The sequence below is a fragment of the Streptomyces sp. NBC_00440 genome (genome assembly GCF_036014215.1).
Taxonomy (GTDB): Bacteria; Actinomycetota; Actinomycetes; order Streptomycetales; family Streptomycetaceae; genus Streptomyces.
The window spans coordinates 5136802-5154960 of the sequence record NZ_CP107921.1 but is presented as its reverse complement, the minus strand read 5'-3'; the positions used below and the strand labels follow the sequence as shown (position 1 = coordinate 5154960).

The window sequence follows — 18159 nt, the reverse complement described above, 5'->3', positions numbered from 1 at the left end:
GGCCCCCGCCGCCGCTGAATGTCGAGTTCAGCGGCGGCGGGGGCCTCTCCGGTACGCGGCCGCGGTGGACCCGCTCTCCGGTCTTCAGCGGCCGGGCAGCAGGTCCTTGAGCGCACCGCCGCTGGTCAGCGGGGAGGTGAGCACGGCCGTCGAGACGGGCTTGAAGTCCGCGACCTGGGTGCCGACCGCGTTGTCCAGCGGGTCGACCCCGGTCTTGGCCAGCGGGTCGAGCTGGAGGGCCGCCACCGGAGCGGTGGCATGGCCGACCGCACCGGTCAGCACCTGGACCGGCGACGGGCCGAGGCTGCCGAGGACCGCGGTGGGGCCGCCCGAGCCGGTGGCCGCGGGCGTGGCGGCCTGTGCGGCCGCACCGCCCATACCGAGCGCCGCACCGGCCACGGAGACGGTGAGGCCGATACGGAGCAGGGAGTTCCGCCGGGGCTTGGGGGCTGCATGTGATGCCATGGGATTCCTGACTCGCAGAGTAAGCAGATGAGCACAAAGAGTAGTTGCTGTGCGGTCTCCGCTCCAAAGACCGCAGCAACCTCACTCCTGGGAGTAGCACGGACCGCTGAATGCGGGAGAATGTTCTTCCGTGAGTTCCTCCCGGTCCATCCAGCCCATACCGGCCCGTGTCGTCCTGCTCGCGGGCCCCTCCGGATCCGGCAAGTCGTCCCTCGCCGCGCGCTCGGGCCTGCCCGTGCTGCGCCTGGACGACTTCTACAAGGAGGGCGACGACCCGACGCTGCCGCAGGTCCTCGGCAGCGCGGACATCGACTGGGACTCACCGCTGTCGTGGGACGCGGACGCGGCGGTCGCCGCGATCCAGGAGCTGTGCCGGACGGGCCGTACCGCCGTGCCCGTGTACGACATCTCCGCCAGCGCCCGCGTCGACCGCGAGACGTTCGACACCGGCGGGGCACCCGTGTTCATCGCGGAGGGCATCTTCGCGGCGGACATCGTGCGGCGGTGCGAGGAACTGGGCGTACTGGCGGACGCGCTCTGCCTGCGCGGGCGGCCTTCCACGACGTTCCGGCGACGGCTGCTGCGGGATCTGCGCGAGGGACGGAAGTCGGTGCCGTTCCTGCTGCGGCGGGGGTGGCGGCTGATGCGGGCCGAACGGGGCATCGTGGCACGGCAGTCGGGCCTGGGCGCGTACCCCTGCGACAAGCAGGAGGCACTGGACCGCCTGGCGGCGGCCTGCGCACCGGCCGGCTCCCTGGCCCCCGCCCGTCGGGCCGGGTCGGCCCGGCCGGTCTGACTCTGCCGGAGCACGGCGGGTCAGGTGCGGGTCACCGTGCCGCGACGGCGAGCACGAGCTTGCCTGTGGTCATACCCGACTCGATGCGGCGGTGCGCCTCAGCGGCCTGGTCCAGTGGCAGAGTCTCCACCTGAACCCGCAGCTCCCCCGCGGCCCCGGCGGCCACCGCGCGGCGCAGTGCCTGGCCGGTCTCCTCGGGGAAAGCGGCGGAGAAGGCCGCCAGGTTGAAGCCCGAGACGGTCTTGTTGGTGAACCACAGTTCGTTGGCCGGGATGCCGACGTCCTCGGCTCCTGAGGCGTTGCCCATCACCACCAGGCGTCCCATCGGGGACAGCTGGTCGAGGCCGGCGCGGCGGGTGGGACCGCCGACCATGTCGACCACGATGTCGAACTCGCCGGCGTCCGCGGCCTGGTCGCGCAGGATCACCTCGTCGTAGCCGAAGCCCTTGGCGATATCGATCTTGGATTCGCTGCCGACGGTTCCGACCACACGGCCCGCGCCCAGCAGGCGAGCGGCCTGGCCGAGCTGGCTGCCCACGCCGCCGGCCGCCGCGTGGACCAGAACGCTCTCTCCGGGCTCGATCCGGGCCACCCGGTCGAGCACCAGGAACGCGGCGGTGCTGTTGGACGGCAGCGCCGCGGCGACGTCGAGCCCGACACCGGAGCCGTCCAGCGGTGCGACCAGGCTCGCGGAGGTGAGCACCACCTCGGCATAGCCACCACTGTCGACGATCGTGAGTGCCGCCACCGGCTGCCCGACGCGCAGGTCCGCGACGCCGTCGCCCAGGGCTCGGATCCGCCCCGCCACCTCGATGCCGGGCACGAAGGGGAGCGGCACGTCGACGACGCCCCGCCGGTAGAGGATCTCGGCGAAGTTGGCTCCCGCGTACGCCACATCGATGGCGACCTGGCCGGGCCCGGGTTCGGGGACCGGCACTGTGGCGATGCGGAGCACCTCGGCTTCGCCGAACTCGGGGATGGTCACTGCCTTCATCTGCGCGCTGCTGCTGTTCATGTCACCGATCCTGCCGCCACGACGGCAGAGCGGGCAGTGCCTCCTCATCCTGGGTGTGGCACCACCAGGCTGTACGGCCGCACCGGCGTCTCCTCCCGCTGCCGGGTACCGGCACCGGAAGGAGGTGGGCTGCGCGGGATCAGGGTGTGACCAACCCCCGCCCGACGCTAGACGGTTCGCCGTATGGCGAATGGCCGGACGGCGGCCACCGGCCGTGTGTCGGCACGTGAGTTGTCCGGGACACCCGGTGCGGCAGGGCACGAGACCGCGGCCCAGACCGCCTTGCCGTCGTTGTCGGGAGTGGTCCAGCCCCAGGTCTCGCTCAGGCAGTCGATGATGTGCAGACCGCGGCCCGACTGGGCCATGAAGTCCGGTTCCTTGACCCGCGGAACGGCGGTGCTGGAGTCGCAGACCGCGAACAGCACGGTCCCGCGTCTGCGCAGCATCCCCAGCCAGACCGCCGGACCGGGGGCGGACCGGGCCGGCAGGGCCCCGAGTCCGTACCGCAGGGCGTTGCTGAGGAGTTCGGAGACGATGAGCGCCGCGTTGTCGACGAGGGGGCTCAACGCCCAGTCGCGCAGCAGGGATCCGCTGAAACGGCGGCCCTCACCGACCGCCTGGCCCCCGGCCGGCAGTGCGCAGGCCGTGAAGCGGACGGACGCGGCGTCTGTCTCCTCGTGCCCCTCGTGCCGGAACGCGTCGCACAGCGCACGGCCCAGCAGTCGGTGGACGGTCGGCCCGGGTAAGGCGCCAATTGGTCCGGTCGAGCGGGATGTCATCGCGATCTCCGAGGAGCAGCCAGACGTCACGAGCGGTTGATCGGCTGCCACTATCCCCCTCCGAGGGATGGTGCCGCAACTGCATCTGCAATTACAGTTCCGGCTGACGCAATTGCCGCAGCAAGTGCAGCTGCAATTGCATCTGCATGATGCCTGGTCAGACGTGCGCACCACGACGAGGAGTGATCAAAATGCAACAGATTGCGAACGGAACACAATCCGACTTGATCGACAATGCGCACTGGAAGAAGAGTCGGCACAGTGCTCCCGGAGGCAACTGCGTGGAGGTCGCCGCGCTCCCCGACGGCAGCGTCGCGATGCGCAACTCCCGTCATCCGCAGGGTCCCGCGCTGGTCTACACGCGTGCGGAGATCGCCGCGTTCATCGCCGGGGCCAAGGACGGCGAGTTCGACGCACTGTCCATCTGAGGCCATCGGTAGCGGCGGGCACCGCCCTGCTGTACGCGCCCCGGGGGCAGATGGAACACTGGCACTCTTCGTGTCCGTCCAGTCGCCTTACGGGAGTTGGCATGACCGCCATACAGCGGCCGAGCAGGGAACAGCTTTCGATAAGGCGGTACCTGGACCACCAGCACATCGGTCCGACCGCCCTGCGCATCCTGCTGGGGGCACGGCTGCGGCGGCTCCGGCAGGACCGCGGTGTCTCGCGGGTGGACGCGGGCAGGGCGATCCGGGCGTCGGACGCCAAGATCACCCGGCTCGAACGCGGTCAGGTCGGATTCAAGCAGCGCGATGTCATCGACCTGCTGACCCTCTACCGCGTACTGGACGAGGAAGTCCGGGCCGACTACCTGGAGATGACCCGGCAGGCCAACCTGCCGGGGTGGTGGCACCGTTACAACGACGTGCTGGAGAACTGGTTCGAGCTGCACGTCGGCCTGGAGGAGGCCGCGTCCCTCATCCGTACCTACGAGGTCCAGTTCCTCCCCGGTCTGCTCCAGACACCTGAGTACGCCCGGGTCATCACCCGCCTCGGCTACCCGAACGCTCCCGAATCCAAGGTGAGCCGCCTGGTCGAGCTCCGCATGGAGCGGCAGAAGCTGCTCACCCGGCCGGATGCGCCGACGCTGTGGACGGTCGTGGACGAGGCCGTCCTGCGCCGCCCCTTCGGCGGGGCCGATGTGATGCGCGGACAGCTCGAACATCTCCTCGAAGTGGCCGAACTGCCCAATGTCACAGTACAGATCGCCCCGTTCAGCGTGGGCGCGATGGCGGCGGCCGGCACCCCCATCACCATCCTGCGGTTCAACGAACCGGACCTGCCGGACAAGGTCTACCTGGAGCAGCTGACCGGCGCGGTCTACCTCGACAAGCAGGACGAGATCGACCACTACTCGCTGATCATGGACCGCCTGGTCACCGAGGCGGACCCGCCGCAGGACGCCGCCCCGTTCATCAAGCGGCTCCTCGACCGGGCATAGCCCGGCCGCGGTCGGCCACGGAGCGCCGCACGCGGTGAGGCCGCGGTCGGCCACGTATCGCCACGTATCGCCACGGGCCGGCCGCAGACCAGCCGCGGACCGGACACGGGAAGAGGGCCGGACAGGCCACCCCCGGCCTGTCCGGCCCTCTTCCGCTTCCCCCGGGCTCCCCCGAACCCCGCCCCCATCAACGCCCGCCGTTTCCCCCCGGAACGGCGACCCTCCCCCGATCCCTCAGGCGACGAGTTCGCCGAAGGACTCCTGCTCGTCACGGCCGAAGCTGAGGACGTCGTCCTCGCGCAGCCGGCGCAGGGAGCGCCAGATGCTGGACTTCACCGTGCCGACACTGATGTCGAGAATCTCCGCGATCTCGGGATCCGTACGGCCCTCGTAGTACCGCAGCACCAGCATCGTGCGCTGCGTCTCGGGCAGCCGGGCCAGCGCCTGCCAGAGCACCGCGCGCAGCTCCGTGCCGCGCATCGCGTCCGTGTCGCCCACCGTCTCCGGGAGCTGCTCGGTCGGGTACTCGTTGAGCTTGCGCCGGCGCCAGGCGCTGATGTGCAGGTTGGTCATCGTGCGGCGCAGATACCCGCCCACGGCCGCCTTGTCGCTGATCCGGTCCCAGGCGCGGTACGTCGAGAAGAGCGCGCTCTGGAGCAGGTCCTCGGCCTCGAAACGGTCGCCGGTCAGGTGGTAGGCGGTGGCGTACAGGGAAGCGCGGCGCTCCTGTACGTAGGCGGTGAATTCCGCCTCCGACGCGGAGGGCCCCTCCTCCGGGGTCTCCCGGCGCACCACCGGCTGGCTCGGCACGGCCGCCTTCGCGACCGGCGCGGGTGCGTCAACCACCGTCATGTACGCCGGGTGCTGACGCCCGGTGCCACGAGAGCACCCCCGCCCTCCCGCGGCACCGGACTTCTCGATGTTGCGTGCGGTCACCACGTCGTGGAGCCGCGTGATTACTGCGCCGGAGTTGTTGCTGTGCAGTGTGTTCATCTCGCGCCCCCCGCCGTGGAGTCGTGCTTCGGTCTGTTGATGAAGAGCTTGCCTCCGCAGTTTCATGGGGTTGTCTGTCGACTGTCACAGGCGCGTCACAAGGGGCGGGGCGGGAGGTGATGTGAGTGACAGCAGAGGCGACAGAGGCGGCAGGCCAGGGGCTCTGCCCGCGGCCCCCGGAGCGCCTGCGGCGGGGCTCTCGGCGGGTTCCGGGAGCCGTCCCCGGGAGGTTCGCCGCGCGGTGACGGAGGCCTCCACGCAGAGTCACGGCAGCCACGTAACCGCTCCAGAGGTCGAACTCCCCTGTCCCATGGGCCAGAATGGCCCCCGTGCCTTTCCTGTTGCTGATTGAGGACGACGACGCCATCCGTACGGCTCTTGAGCTGTCTCTGTCACGCCAGGGGCACCGGGTGGCCACAGCCGCCACCGGCGAGGACGGTCTTCAGCTGCTGCGCGAGCAGCGGCCCGACCTGATCGTGCTGGATGTGATGCTGCCCGGAATCGACGGATTTGAGGTGTGCCGGCGGATCAGACGCACCGACCAACTGCCGATCATCCTGCTGACCGCGCGCAACGACGACATCGACGTGGTGGTCGGCCTCGAATCCGGTGCCGACGACTATGTGGTGAAGCCGGTGCAGGGGCGGGTGCTCGACGCCCGTATCCGCGCCGTGCTGCGCCGCGGGGAGCGCGAGTCCACCGACTCCGCCGCCTTCGGGAGTCTCGTCATCGACCGTTCGGCGATGACCGTGACGAAGAACGGCGAGGATCTCCAGCTCACCCCGACCGAGCTGCGCCTGCTGCTGGAACTGAGCCGCAGGCCCGGACAGGCGCTCTCCCGCCAGCAGTTGCTGCGGCTGGTCTGGGAGCACGACTACCTCGGTGACTCACGGCTGGTCGACGCCTGCGTGCAGCGGCTGCGCGCGAAGGTGGAGGACGTGCCGTCCTCACCGACCCTGATCCGTACGGTCCGCGGCGTCGGCTACCGGCTGGACACGCCTCAGTGACTCGTCCGTCCCTCCACGGGCTGCGCCTGACCAGCCTGCGGCTGCGCCTCGTCGTCGTCTTCGCCCTGGTCGCGCTCACCGCAGCCGTCTCCGCCTCCGGCATCGCGTACTGGCTCAACCGCGAGGCGGTGCTGACCCGTACCCAGGACTCCGCGCTCAAGGACTTCCGCCAGGAGATGCAGAGCCGGGCTGCCCCGCTGCCGCTGAAGCCGACGCAGAACGAGCTGCAGACCACGGCGGCGCGGATGGCCGCGTCCAGCAACCCCGGTTACAGCGTGCTGCTGGTCGGTGAGCGCGCCAAGGGCAAGCCCGTCATCGGCTACTCCGACCTGGACACCTTCACGCTCGCCGATGTGCCGCACCAGCTTCAGGAAGCGGTGGCCAGGCAGCAGAAGGTCGGCTCGGACGAGCACTCCACGTACCACCTCTTCTGGCAGCGCATCACGCTGCGCGGGAAGCCGTACCTGGTGGGCGGTGCGAAGGTCATCGGGGGCGGGCCCACCGGCTACATGCTCACCTCGCTCGACCAGGAGCGGCAGGACCTCAGCTCCCTCGCCTGGTCGCTGGCCATCGCCACCGCGCTGGCCCTGATCGGCTCGGCGCTGCTCGCCCAGGCCGCGGCGACGACGGTGCTCCGGCCCGTGCAGCGCCTCGGCGAGGCGGCGCGGCGGCTCGGTGAGGGCAAGCTCGACACCCGGCTGAGGGTCTCGGGCACGGACGAGCTGGCCGAGCTGTCCAGGACGTTCAACAAGACGGCCGAGGCACTGGAGAAGAAGGTCAGCAACATGAGCGAGCGGGAGGAGGCCAGCCGCCGCTTCGTCGCCGACATGTCGCACGAGCTGCGGACGCCGCTGACCGCGATCACCGCCGTCTCGGAGGTTTTGGAGGAGGAGGCGGACAGCCTCGATCCGATGATCGCGCCGGCCGTGCAGCTGGTGGTGAGCGAGACCCGCAGGCTGAACACCCTGGTGGAGAATCTGATGGAGGTCACCCGCTTCGACGCGGGAACGGCCCGGCTGGTGCTCGACGACGTGGACATCGCCGACCAGATCACCGCGTGCATCGACGCCCGCGCCTGGCTCGACGCGGTGGAGCTGGACGCGGACCGCGGCATCATGGTGCGCCTCGACCCGCGCCGTCTCGATGTGATCCTGGCGAATCTGATCGGGAACGCGCTGAAGCACGGCGGTTCACCGGTCCGGGTGGCCGTGCGGATCGAGGGCGAGGAGCTGGCCATCGCGGTGCAGGACCACGGCCCCGGCATTCCCGAGGACGTACTCCCGCACGTATTCGACCGCTTCTACAAGGCGAGCGCGTCCCGGCCCCGTTCCGAAGGCAGCGGGCTCGGCCTCTCCATCGCGATGGAGAACGCGCACATCCACGGCGGCGACATCACCGCGTCGAACGCGCCGGACGGCGGCGCGGTCTTCGAACTGCGGCTGCCGCGCGACCCGGTGGATCCGGCCCGCGACGCCCAGGAAGGCGACGGCGCATGAGGGCCGGACGAACGAAACCCGCAGCGATACTGATGGGCCTGGCCGCTCTGTGTGCCCTGACGGCCGGGTGCGGCATCCGGGACACCTCCGTACCGGTGGACGCCGGCGCCGCGCCGTCGCGGGTGCCGTGCAACCTCCCCGCGGACGGTGACACGGCGCAGGCGCCGCAGGGCATCCCGGTCCGGGTCTATCTGGTCTGCGGGAGCCGGCTCGTCCCCGTCGACCGCACGGTGCAGATAGCGGAGGGCCGCACCCTCTCCGACGGTGTGCGGGTCGCGGAGAAGCTCCTCGACGAGCTGCGCGAGAAGCCCACCGTGACCGAGAAGGAGGCCGGGTTCAGCACCGATGTGCAGGACTCCCTGTCCGTGAGCGAGGGGCGCAAGAGCGACCCCGCGGGTGCGCTGCGGCTGAGCCGCGACCCGGCGGACCTGCCGGCCAACGCGCTGGCCCAGATCGTCTGTACGTACGCGGAGAGCGCGGCGGCGGAGACGGACGGCTCGGTGGTGCTCGGCGGCCCGGACGGGGATCCGCCGCGCGCGTACTCCTGCACCCAGCAGCTGAAGACCCGGCCGGACGCCGACCCGGAGCTGGGCGACCTGCGGCGGTAGTGCCGCAGTGCCCCGCCCCGCGCCCGGTACCGGTGCGGGCCCAGTGGGGATTCGGTGACGGCACGGTGACAAAGTCAGCGGAACCGATCCCACCGGTAGCCGCGTCCTGTGTGGTGTGCGTCAAGGTACGGGCGGTCGCTCCGTCATCCGTTTTCGCGTCGTGGGGGTTGTCCTCCTCGCCGCGCATCTTCTGATTGTCGGCTGGCTGACCCTGCGCCCGCTGGACGTGATGTGGGTGACCGCCTCGAACTTCACGCCGTTCGCCGGCATCAGAGCGGATCTCGCTCTGGGCGCCCTGCAGGCGACCCGCAGGATCGGTGAGGCGCTGCTGCTGCTCGCCCCGCTGGGGGTGCTGCTGCCGCTGGCCGGCGGCCGGCTGCGGGTGTCGCCCTGGGCCTCGCTGGCCCGCACGGTCGCGGCGGGCGCGCTGATCTCGCTGGCCATCGAGCTGCTGCAGACCGGAGTGCCCGGGCAGGTGGTCGATGTGGACTCGCTGCTGCTCAACACGGCGGGCGTCGCCGTGGCGCACGTACTCGTGGTGCCCGCCGTGCGGTGCCGGCTGCGGCGCCGGGGGGTGGAGCGCTCGGAACGGGCCGCCGTCCTTCCGGATGAGCCCCTTCAGGGAGCCACCCCGACGATTCCCAGGGTCGGGATCGCACCGTAGAGCGATGCTCCTTCCACCACGGCGCGTCATGATGGATGTACAGGGAGCGCGACGGAGCCGCTCCCGCAACGCTTCGCGAAGGAGCCCCACATGTCCGCACTTGCCCGCCCCCGTGAAGGCCGTGTCCTCGGCGGAGTGTGCGCAGCGCTGGCTCGGCGCTTCGGCACCTCTGCGACCACCATGCGCGTGATCTTCGTCGTCTCCTGCCTGCTGCCGGGGCCGCAGTTCCTGCTGTATCTGGCGCTGTGGATCCTGCTGCCCGGCGAGAAGTCGCCGTCGGCGGCCTGGTAGTCCGGAGCCCGCCCGGCGGTCCGGGACCCGTACACGACAGACGGGGCGCACACCCCTGGGACGGGTGTGCGCCCCGTCTTCGGCTGTGCCGGGGGGGGCTGCCGGGTGTCAGCGGCCGATGCTGCCCACCGCGTCCGTCACGGTCCCGGTCGGCAGACCGCCGAGGAGGCCCTTGTTGCCGCTACTGCCCTGGAGCGCCCGCTTCGCACCGCCGACCGTGTGCTGTCCGGACTGCACGGAGTTCCCCTTGCCGGCCGGGATCTTCGACGTGACCTGGTCCAGCGGGAGCGTGCTGGTGACCGAACCCAGCGTGCCCGTCACGTCCGGAGTGACCGGTACGACGGACGCAGAGGCGGTACCGGCGGCGGTCGCGGCGAAAGCGGCACCGAGAACGGCGACACCGAGGGTCTTGGCAGCAGACTGCTTCATGAGGAGAACGTCCTTGTGATGCGAGGGGAGGGGGAATTGAGCGGCTACGCAAGGTAGCCAGCCCGGCACGCCCCCCGCAAACGCGGCGAAGCGGCCGGGAAAGTCGCTCCCGGCCGCCCGTTCGACGGTATGGTCAGCGCGCCCCAGCCGCGGAACCACTGGTCACAGCGGTCTGACGGAAGAGCCACTCGGCCTTGAGCTCCGCGTATCCGGGCTTGATGACGTCGTTGATCATGGCAAGGCGTTCATCGAAAGGAATGAATGCGGATTTCATCGCATTGACCGTGAACCACTGCATGTCGTCGAGCGTGTAGCCGAACGCGTCGACCAGGTGCTCGAATTCATGGGTCATGGTGGTACCCGACATCAGCCGGTTGTCCGTGTTGACGGTGGTCCGGAAGTGCAGCTTCCGCAGCAGCCCGATGGGGTGCTCGCCGTACGAGTCGGCGGCGCCGGTCTGCAGGTTCGAGGTGGGGCACATCTCCAGCGGGATCCGCTTGTCCCGTACGTACGAGGCGAGGCGCCCCAGCTTCACCGTGCCGTCGTCGGCGACCTCGATGTCGTCGATGATCCGCACCCCGTGCCCGAGCCGGTCCGCGCCGCACCACTGGAGCGCCTGCCAGATCGACGGCAGCCCGAAGGCCTCACCCGCGTGGATGGTGAAGTGGTTGTTCTCCCGCTTCAGATACTCGAAGGCGTCCAGGTGACGGGTGGGAGGGAAGCCGGCCTCGGCGCCCGCGATGTCGAAGCCGACGACGCCCAGATCCCGGTAGCGGTTGGCGAGTTCGGCGATCTCCAGGGCGCGGGCCGCGTGCCGCATCGCGGTGAGCAGGGCGCCGACCCGGATCCGGTCGCCGTTCTCCCTGGCCAGCCGCTCGCCCTCGCGGAACCCCTCGTTCACGGCCTCCACGACCTCTTCGAGGGTGAGACCGCCCTCCAGGTGCTGCTCGGGGGCGTACCGGACCTCGGCGTACACGACGCCGTCCTTGGCGAGGTCCTCGGCGCACTCGGCGGCGACGCGCACCAGCGCCTCGCGGGTCTGCATGACGGCGCAGGTGTGCGCGAAGGTCTCCAGATACCGCTCCAGCGAACCGGAGTCGGCCGCTTCGCGGAACCAGACGCCGAGCTTGTCGGCGTCCGTCTCGGGGAGAGCCGTGTACCCGGTCGCGCGGGCGATCTCGATGATCGTGCCGGGGCGCAGGCCCCCGTCGAGGTGATCGTGCAGGAGCACCTTCGGAGCTCGGCCGATCTGATCCGTGGTGGGCGATTGCATGGTCTGGCTCGTCATCTGGGCACTTTAGCCCCTACGCGCGTAGATCGTGCCCCGTCGATATGTAACAGTGACCGTTCGGAAGGGTGGAGTACACCTCCGCTTCTGAGACTGTTCCGTTATGGCACAGCAAGCACCAGCCCCGCCGGAAGCCAGGCTGGGACGGGCAGTTGGGGCAGGCGGGACACAGTCCGCGGTCAGCGGTGTGGTCCTGCTGCTCCCCGACGGCGACCCGGTCTCCCGGCGCCGCTCCTCCCCCCTGCCGTACGCGTCCCTGCGCCCGCCGGCCCGCAGGCTGGCCCGCGCGGGCCGGGGCGACGGGCTCGCGGCCCATGTCGTGCGCTACCGCTTCCGCGGCTGGAACGGTACGGACGCACACCTCGCCGAGGACGCGTCCTGGGCGGTGGACGAGGCGCTGCGGCGGTACGGCGACGTCCCGGTCTGCCTGGCGGGCCACGGCATGGGCGGCCGCGCCGCGCTGCACACCGCGGGCCACCACGCGGTCACCTCGGTCCTGGCCGTCGCCCCGTGGCTGCCCGACGACGACGTGGCCGCCGAGCCCGAACCGGTGAAGCAGCTGGTGGGGCGGCAGGTCCTCATCGTGCACGGCACCACGGACGCCCGCTCCGACCCCGAACTCTCCTACCGGCTCGCGGAACGCGCCAAGAAGACCAACCGCGACACCTGCCGCTTCGAGGTCCACTCCGACGGGCACTCCCTGCGCCAGCACCGGTCCGAAGTGGTGGCGCTGGCTTCGGACTTCGTACGGGGGGCGCTGTTCTCGCACGCGTACGCGCGGCCGGTGGTGGACGCGTTCGCGGCGCCGCCGCCGCTGGGGCTGCGGATGCCGCTCGCCGCGGGGTTCGGCCGGACGCTCCAGTAGCGGGGCGTCGGGGGGTGGGGGCGGCGGGGCGTTCCCGGTGCTACTCCGGCAGCAGCCGCCCCCGCCGCGCCAGCAGGAACTGCTTGAACGCTGCCACCGGGGCCGTGTCCGGATGTCCGTCCAGCCATGCCACCCCGATCTCCCGCACCGCCCGCGGCGCGGTCACCGCCAGCTCCACCACGCCCGGCCTGGCCACCGCGGGCGGTGGCAGCAGCGCCACTCCGAGCCCTGCGGCGACCAGCCCGCGCAGCGTCTCCGCCTCCTCGCCCTCGAAGGCGATCCGCGGGGTGAATCCGGCCTCGGCGCACAGGTCGTCGGTGATGCGGCGCAGCCCGAACCCCGGCTCCAGCGTCACGAAGGCCTCGTCGGCGGCCTCGGCGAGCCTGACCCGTCTGCGCCCGGCGAGCCGGTGGTCGTCCGGCACCACGAGCCGCAGCCGTTGCTCGTCCAGACGCCGGGCGACCAGATCGGGCGCGTCCGGCACCGGGGAGGTCAGACAGAGGTCGAGCTCCCCGGCGCGCAGCCGTTTGATCATCGCCTCGCCGTAGTTCTGGACGAGCTGGAACCGCACCCTCGGGTGGTCGGCCCGGAAGGCGCGGATCAGCCCGGGCACGGTCTCGGGGCCCAGGGTGTGCAGGAAGCCGAAGGTGATCCGGCCGGAAGCGGGGTCGGCGTCCGCCCGTACGGAGTCCGCGGCCCGCTCGACCTCCGTGAGCGCCCGCTCCACGGTCGACAGGAAGGTCCGGCCCGCGGGCGTCAGCGAGACGGAGCGGCCCCGGCGCGCGAACAGCGCCACGCCCAGGTCCGTTTCGAGTCTGACCATGGCACGCGACAGTGTGGACTGCGGGACCGACAACTCGTGTGCGGCCCGGGTGACATGCTCGTGACGCGCGACCGCCGCGAAGTACGCCAGCCGGGGCGCGAGCAGGAGCTGGATGTCTTCTTCGTAACTACTGGGTGACAGCCGCGGCTGTGAGCTGTGCTGATGCGCCATGGGAACGATTATGGCCAGTCCATGCATTGGACGCATGAGAACCCCGGACCTATGTTCGGGGTATGCCTCCTGCCAGTACCGGGGCACTCACCACCGTGAGTGCCTCCGCCGCGCCGTCCCTGCCCGAGCAGCTCACCCCCGGCCGCCCCGGCTACCGCCGCATGAGTTTCGCGCTCTTCTCCGCGGGCATGGCGACCTTCGCCCTCCTCTACTCGACCCAGGCACTGCTGCCCGCGATCAGCTCCGGCCTCGGCGCCACGGCGGCCCAGGCCAGCTGGACGGTCTCGGCGGCGACCGGCGGGCTCGCCGTGTGCGTGGTGCCGCTGAGCGCGCTGTCCGAGCGGTTCGGGCGGCGGACGATGATGACGGCGTCCCTCTCGGTCGCCGTGGCCATCGGCCTGCTGGTGCCCTTCGCGCCGAACGTGAGCTCGCTGATCGTGCTGCGCGCCGTGCAGGGCGCCGCCATCGCCGGGCTCCCGGCATCGGCGATGGCTTTCCTCGCCGAGGAGGTGCGGCCCAAGGCGCTGGTCGCCGCGATCGGGCTGTTCGTCGCCGGGAACTCCATCGGCGGCATGAGCGGGCGCATCCTGGCCGGCTGGGTCGCCCAGGCCTGGGGCTGGCGCGCGGCGCTCGGCGCGCTCGGGCTGATGTCGGTCGTCTGCGCGGTCGTCTTCCGGCTGATGCTCCCCCGGGCCCGGAACTTCACCGCGGCCCCGCTCGACCCGCGCGCCCTGGGCCGCACCGTCGTCACCCACATCGGCGACCCGCTGCTGCGCAGGCTGTACGCGATCGGCGCGCTGTTCATGACGGTCTTCGGCGCCGTCTACACGGTGATCGGCTACCGGCTGGTGGGCGCCCCGTTCAACCTGCCGCAGGGGCTGGTCGGCTCGGTCTTCCTGGTCTATCTCGTCGGTACGGTCTCCTCGGCGACGGCCGGCCGGCTCGTCGGCCGGCTGGGCCGCCGGGGTGCGCTGTATCTGGCGGTGTCGACGGCCGCGGCGGGGCTGCTGCTCTCGCTGTCCGACTCGATCGCCGCCGTGCTCCTGGGCCTCGTCCTGATCACCGCCGGGTTCTTCGCCGGGCACGCCGTCGCGTCCTCGTCGGTGAGCCGTACGGCGAAGACGGGCCGCGCCCAGGCGTCGGCGCTGTACCAGGCGGCGTACTACCTGGGCAGCAGCGCGGGCGGTGTGCTCGGAGCCGCCGCCTTCCACGCCGGGGGCTGGGCGGGCACCGTGACGCTGGGGCTGCTCGCGCTGGCCGGCGTGCTGGCGATCACGCTGTACGGGGCGCACAGCGCGCGGGCGGCCGCACGGCGGACACCGGTGGGTGTCTCCCCGGCGGCGGGTTCCCCGAAAAGGTGGCCCGTCGGCTGATCCGTGTGCCGTTGTCAGTGGCCCCCTGTAGTTTCGGAATCGCTGGTGCGATCGGGACCGAGCCCGGAATCAAGCCCGGAATCAAGCTCGGAATCAGGCTCGGGAAACAAGCAGGGGGCACCCTTATGAGCGACCTCGCGACAACAGACCTCGACGCGCGTCTTGAGGGACACCGGACGGAGCTCGCCGGTTACTGCTACCGGATGCTCGGTTCGTCCTTCGAGGCGGAGGACGCCGTGCAGGACACGATGGTCCGCGCCTGGCGGAGCTTCGACCGGTTCGAGGGCCGTTCGTCGCTGCGCTCCTGGCTCTACCGGATCGCGACCAACGTCTGTCTGGACATGCTGAACGCGGGCAACAAACGGGCCCGCCCGATGGATCTGAACGAGCCCACCCCGGTCGCGCAGGCCGCGCTCAACGCGCAGCCCGAGGCGGCCTGGCTGGAGCCGGTGCCGGACGGCCGGGTGCTGCCGTCCCTGGTGGACCCGGCGGAGAAGGCGGTCGAGCGGGAGACGATCCGGCTCGCCTTTGTCGCCGCGCTCCAGCATCTGCCGCCCAAGCAGCGGGCCGTGCTGATCCTCCGCGAAGTGCTCGCCTGGAAGGCGAGCGAGGTCGCGGAGCTGCTGGAGACCACGGTCGCATCGGTCAACAGCGCGCTGCAACGGGCCCGTTCGACCCTCGCCGCGTGCGCACCGGCCGAGACCGACGCGGCAGATCCCCTGGACGAGGAGCAGCAGAAGCTGCTCGCCCGCTATGTCGCGGCCTTCGAGGGGTACGACATGGAGGCGCTGACCGCTCTCCTCCATGAGGACGCCACGCTCTCCATGCCGCCGTACGACCTGTGGCTGCGCGGCCACGACGACATCGTCGGCTGGATGCTGGGCGTCGGCTCGGTCTGCCGCGGCTCGCGGCTCGTCCCGACGGTGGCCAACGGCACCCCGGCCTTCGCCCATTACCACCCGAGCGAGTCGGGCAAGGGGTTCGACCCCTGGGCGCTCATGGTCATCGAGATCACGGACGGCCGGGTCGCCGGGATCACCTCGTTCCTGGACACGGAGCGCTGGTTCCCGCTCTTCGATCTGCCCAAGCGCCTGGAGGAGTAGCGGCGGGCCCCGCTCCGGGCTCCGGGTGGGCCGGGGGGAAGCCGCGGGGAGCCGCCCTCAGGCCTCCGCGGCCAGGTGGCGTGGCGGACGCCGGTGGCGGCCCTCGGGCTCCGGTGCGAGGGCGATGCTGACACGCGGCACGCGCCGTGCGACCAGCGACACCGACATCGCACGGAACGCCGTCATCACCACGACGATCACCGCGACGGCCAGCGTCACCGCAGCCCCGCCCCACGCGATCGCCGGACGGGGCCCCCAGGTCTGCGCCACCCAGGTCGCGGCCAGGGTGCCCAGGAACCAGCCCGCGCGGTAGACGAGTTGGAAGATCGCCATCACCCGGCCGCGGAACTCCGGCAGCGTCTGGAGCTGCGCCAGGCTGAGCAGGCCCGCCCGCAGGATGAGGGAGACCATTCCGACCGGCAGCAGCACCAGGCCGAGGGTCAGCAGGGACGGCATGGCCGCGGTGACGAGTTCGAGGATCCCGAGCAGGAGACTGCCCACCAGCACCGTGCCCAGCACGATCTTGGTCCGCCAGGTCAGCCAGGCCCCGATGAGGGAGCCGACGGAGATGACGGCGAGCAGAATGCCGTACGCCCCGGCCTGCCCGGTGAGTTCGCTGGACGTCAGCAGGAGCAGCAGCGAGGGGAGACTCGTGCCGAAGAGGCCGACGGTGCCGATGACGAGCAGCAGGAGCACGAGGCCGGGACTGTGCCGCACATATCCCCAGGCGCCACGCACCCGGGGGCGCCCGCCCGTCCGCGGGGGACGGGCGTGGAGTTGCGCCGGGCGGACGAGGAGGAGCGCTGTGAGCATCGTCAGGTAGGAGAGCCCGTTGAGCAGGACCACCCCGCCCAGGCCCAGCGCCCCCATGAGGGGGCCCGCCAGGGAGGAGCCGACGACCAACGACAGGTTGAGGATGACGTTGTTGAGCGTGACCGCCCGCCTGAGCAGGGCGTCGCCCGCGACTTCCGAGACGAAGACCTGCTCCGTCGGCAGACCGATCGCGTTGATGCTGCCGACACAGAGCGCGCTGACCACGAGGTGCCACACCGCGAGCGATCCGCTGTACGCCAACAGGCCCAGCAGCAGGGCCAGCAGAGCGAGCAGGGAGTGGGTGCACAGCAGCACCCGGCGGGGCGGGAAGCGGTCGGCGGCCAGCCCGCCCACCTGGCTGAACAGCAGCATCGTGAAGATCGGTGCCGCGGTGACGACGCCGAGCACGATGGCGTTGTGGCTGAGTTGGTAGGTGAACCAGCCCAGGGCCACGAGCTGTGTGTTGGTGCCGATCTGGGAGACGATCAACCCGGCGTAGTAGAGCCGTGGATTACGGGACGCGAGAAGCCCGGGCGACGTTCCGACCGTCCCGTCCGGGGCCGCGTCGTCCGTTCCCCCCGCTGTTCCGCCTGTTGTCCCGTCCGTCATCCGGCGACCTGTGCGTACAGGTCGGACACGCCCTCCATGAAGGCGTCGGCCGACAGCCGTTCCTCCGCCAGCGTTCGCACCGCCTGCCGGTCGCTCTCCAGTGCCTCGCGGATGTCCGCCATGACGAGGGACGGGTGGCGGTCGCTGTCGGCGCCGGTGAGGTTGTAGCGCAGGAGGGAGTCGATGTTGTCCGCCGTGATGGGGCCGGCGTAGTGGTGGCCCGCGCAGAGGGTCGGAATACCCGTCGCCATGGCCTCCATCGCGCCGCGCCCGAGCGAGATCACCACGTCCATCTCCCCGAGGAGGTTGGGGATCGACTGGCACGGCACGTGGTTGATGAGGATGATCTCGCTGCCGAAGCGGTCGCTGATGTCCCAGAACCCGGGGCCGTCGCCCGCCACGTACACGAGGAGTTCCTCGCGGTCGATGTTCTCGATGATCCGGCCGAGGAGGGCCTCCCGCCCGGAGTCCAGCCGGCAGTAGAGCAGGACCCGCGGTCGCCGCGCGCCGCTCCTGTCGAGGACGGCGGGGAAACGTTCCAGGTCGACGCCCTGGTGGGCGAGGACCGCCCGGTCCGGGGGGAGGTACCTGCGCTGCAGTGACAGCGCGTTCTCCGTCATGCACAGGAAGCGCTCGCAGCGCGAGACGAGGTAGTCGGACGAGCGGCGACCCGCGTGGTGGACGATCCTGAACGCCGGTATCTGCTCGTCGAACTGCATCAGCATCTCGTCCGGCACCTCGTCGACCAGGATCAGATCGGTCTTGCCCGACGGATCCGTCTCCTCCGTCACGGTGACGGCGTCCATGCCGCGGAACGTCGAGGTCAGGGCGAAGCTGGCGGGGGTGTCGACGACGAGCCGCACGGTGTGGCCCGCTCTGCTCATGGTCCGGATCAGGTCGAGGACGAAGCTGTGCTGGCCGTAGGTGTGGAAGCGCCCGTGCCGGCTGTACTTTCCGTCGTAGATGGCGTTGCTGCCGGTGGCGAGCAGGTAGGTGATGTGCACGCTTCCTCATCGGGTCGCTGAGTGGGGGGGGCGGGGCGTGGACCATGCCCTGATGCCGGACAATGCCGGACACGCCTAGGGGCGGCGGCTCCATGCGGAGCCGTCGCTCTTTCAAGGCAGTTGGTG

The 18159-nt window shown here is 70.9% G+C and carries 20 protein-coding genes; 11 read left to right on the top strand and 9 right to left on the bottom strand.

Annotated features, from left to right (window positions below; translation table 11 throughout):
• Positions 1-84: 84 nt before the first annotated feature.
• Positions 85-465, bottom strand: a complete 381-nt coding sequence (locus OHB13_RS23315; protein ID WP_266853923.1) for a hypothetical protein — start codon at positions 463-465, stop codon at positions 85-87.
• Positions 466-595: 130 nt separating this feature from the next.
• Between OHB13_RS23315 and OHB13_RS23310 the strand changes: the two genes are divergently transcribed.
• Positions 596-1261, top strand: a complete 666-nt coding sequence (locus OHB13_RS23310) for a uridine kinase family protein (protein ID WP_401603203.1) — start codon at positions 596-598, stop codon at positions 1259-1261.
• Between the two features lie 31 nt (positions 1262-1292).
• Here OHB13_RS23310 and OHB13_RS23305 read toward each other — a convergent pair whose 3' ends face one another.
• Both OHB13_RS23305 and OHB13_RS23300 read right to left on the bottom strand, forming a co-directional pair.
• A complete protein-coding gene (locus OHB13_RS23305; protein ID WP_328378369.1) occupies positions 1293-2276 on the bottom strand; it encodes a quinone oxidoreductase family protein in 984 nt (327 codons plus the stop codon).
• Between the two features lie 167 nt (positions 2277-2443).
• The gene (locus OHB13_RS23300; RefSeq protein WP_328378368.1) at positions 2444-3055 is read right to left on the bottom strand and encodes an ATP-binding protein; all 612 of its coding nucleotides are present in this window, start codon (positions 3053-3055) and stop codon (positions 2444-2446) included.
• Positions 3056-3246: 191 nt separating this feature from the next.
• Between OHB13_RS23300 and OHB13_RS23295 the strand changes: the two genes are divergently transcribed.
• Positions 3247-3483: a DUF397 domain-containing protein gene (locus OHB13_RS23295; protein ID WP_266853928.1), complete on the top strand. Its 237-nt coding sequence runs from the start codon at positions 3247-3249 to the stop codon at positions 3481-3483.
• Between the two features lie 101 nt (positions 3484-3584).
• Complete coding sequence (locus OHB13_RS23290; protein WP_328378367.1) at positions 3585-4496, top strand: helix-turn-helix domain-containing protein; 912 nt, start codon at positions 3585-3587, stop codon at positions 4494-4496.
• Positions 4497-4730: 234 nt separating this feature from the next.
• Here OHB13_RS23290 and OHB13_RS23285 read toward each other — a convergent pair whose 3' ends face one another.
• Positions 4731-5489, bottom strand: a complete 759-nt coding sequence (locus tag OHB13_RS23285; RefSeq protein WP_266853932.1) for a SigE family RNA polymerase sigma factor — start codon at positions 5487-5489, stop codon at positions 4731-4733.
• Positions 5490-5818: 329 nt separating this feature from the next.
• Between OHB13_RS23285 and afsQ1 the strand changes: the two genes are divergently transcribed.
• The 5 genes from afsQ1 to OHB13_RS23260 all read left to right on the top strand — a co-directional run bounded on the left by afsQ1 (position 5819) and on the right by OHB13_RS23260 (position 9555).
• Positions 5819-6496 (top strand): two-component system response regulator AfsQ1, encoded by a 678-nt coding sequence (afsQ1, locus tag OHB13_RS23280; RefSeq protein WP_266853934.1) that lies wholly within the window; start codon positions 5819-5821, stop codon positions 6494-6496.
• Positions 6493-7992: a sensor histidine kinase gene (locus tag OHB13_RS23275; protein WP_266853936.1), complete on the top strand. Its 1500-nt coding sequence runs from the start codon at positions 6493-6495 to the stop codon at positions 7990-7992. Before afsQ1 ends, OHB13_RS23275 begins: the two co-directional genes overlap by 4 nt.
• Positions 7989-8600, top strand: a complete 612-nt coding sequence (locus OHB13_RS23270; protein ID WP_266853938.1) for a hypothetical protein — start codon at positions 7989-7991, stop codon at positions 8598-8600. The genes OHB13_RS23275 and OHB13_RS23270 overlap by 4 nt, the downstream gene beginning before the upstream one ends.
• A gap of 115 nt (positions 8601-8715) precedes the next feature.
• Positions 8716-9264: a VanZ family protein gene (locus OHB13_RS23265; protein WP_328378366.1), complete on the top strand. Its 549-nt coding sequence runs from the start codon at positions 8716-8718 to the stop codon at positions 9262-9264.
• A 90-nt stretch (positions 9265-9354) separates the two neighbouring features.
• The gene (locus tag OHB13_RS23260; RefSeq protein WP_164258416.1) at positions 9355-9555 is read left to right on the top strand and encodes a PspC domain-containing protein; all 201 of its coding nucleotides are present in this window, start codon (positions 9355-9357) and stop codon (positions 9553-9555) included.
• A gap of 108 nt (positions 9556-9663) precedes the next feature.
• Here the strand turns inward: OHB13_RS23260 and OHB13_RS23255 are convergent, their stop codons facing one another.
• Both OHB13_RS23255 and OHB13_RS23250 read right to left on the bottom strand, forming a co-directional pair.
• Positions 9664-9984 carry an ATP-binding protein gene (locus OHB13_RS23255; protein ID WP_266853945.1) on the bottom strand — a complete coding sequence of 107 codons (321 nt, stop codon included), beginning with the start codon at positions 9982-9984 and terminating at the stop codon, positions 9664-9666.
• Between the two features lie 133 nt (positions 9985-10117).
• On the bottom strand, positions 10118-11272 hold the full coding sequence (locus OHB13_RS23250; protein ID WP_266853946.1) for an adenosine deaminase: 1155 nt from the start codon (positions 11270-11272) through the stop codon (positions 10118-10120).
• Positions 11273-11375: 103 nt separating this feature from the next.
• On the opposite strand from OHB13_RS23250, the gene OHB13_RS23245 reads away from it, so the two are divergent.
• Positions 11376-12137 carry an alpha/beta hydrolase gene (locus tag OHB13_RS23245; protein ID WP_328378365.1) on the top strand — a complete coding sequence of 254 codons (762 nt, stop codon included), beginning with the start codon at positions 11376-11378 and terminating at the stop codon, positions 12135-12137.
• A gap of 40 nt (positions 12138-12177) precedes the next feature.
• On the opposite strand, the gene OHB13_RS23240 is transcribed toward OHB13_RS23245, so the two are convergent.
• On the bottom strand, positions 12178-13131 hold the full coding sequence (locus OHB13_RS23240; protein ID WP_266853950.1) for a LysR family transcriptional regulator: 954 nt from the start codon (positions 13129-13131) through the stop codon (positions 12178-12180).
• Positions 13132-13193: 62 nt separating this feature from the next.
• Between OHB13_RS23240 and OHB13_RS23235 the strand changes: the two genes are divergently transcribed.
• Together OHB13_RS23235 and OHB13_RS23230 are read left to right on the top strand one after the other, a co-directional pair.
• Positions 13194-14504, top strand: coding sequence for an MFS transporter (locus OHB13_RS23235; protein WP_328378364.1), 1311 nt, complete (start codon positions 13194-13196; stop codon positions 14502-14504).
• Positions 14505-14629: 125 nt separating this feature from the next.
• Positions 14630-15607 (top strand): sigma-70 family RNA polymerase sigma factor, encoded by a 978-nt coding sequence (locus tag OHB13_RS23230; RefSeq protein ID WP_266853953.1) that lies wholly within the window; start codon positions 14630-14632, stop codon positions 15605-15607.
• A 57-nt stretch (positions 15608-15664) separates the two neighbouring features.
• Here the strand turns inward: OHB13_RS23230 and OHB13_RS23225 are convergent, their stop codons facing one another.
• Both OHB13_RS23225 and OHB13_RS23220 read right to left on the bottom strand, forming a co-directional pair.
• Positions 15665-17029 carry an MFS transporter gene (locus OHB13_RS23225; RefSeq protein WP_328378363.1) on the bottom strand — a complete coding sequence of 455 codons (1365 nt, stop codon included), beginning with the start codon at positions 17027-17029 and terminating at the stop codon, positions 15665-15667.
• Positions 17026-18033 (bottom strand): hypothetical protein, encoded by a 1008-nt coding sequence (locus OHB13_RS23220; RefSeq protein WP_328378362.1) that lies wholly within the window; start codon positions 18031-18033, stop codon positions 17026-17028. Before OHB13_RS23220 ends, OHB13_RS23225 begins: the two co-directional genes overlap by 4 nt.
• Positions 18034-18159 lie beyond the last annotated feature (126 nt).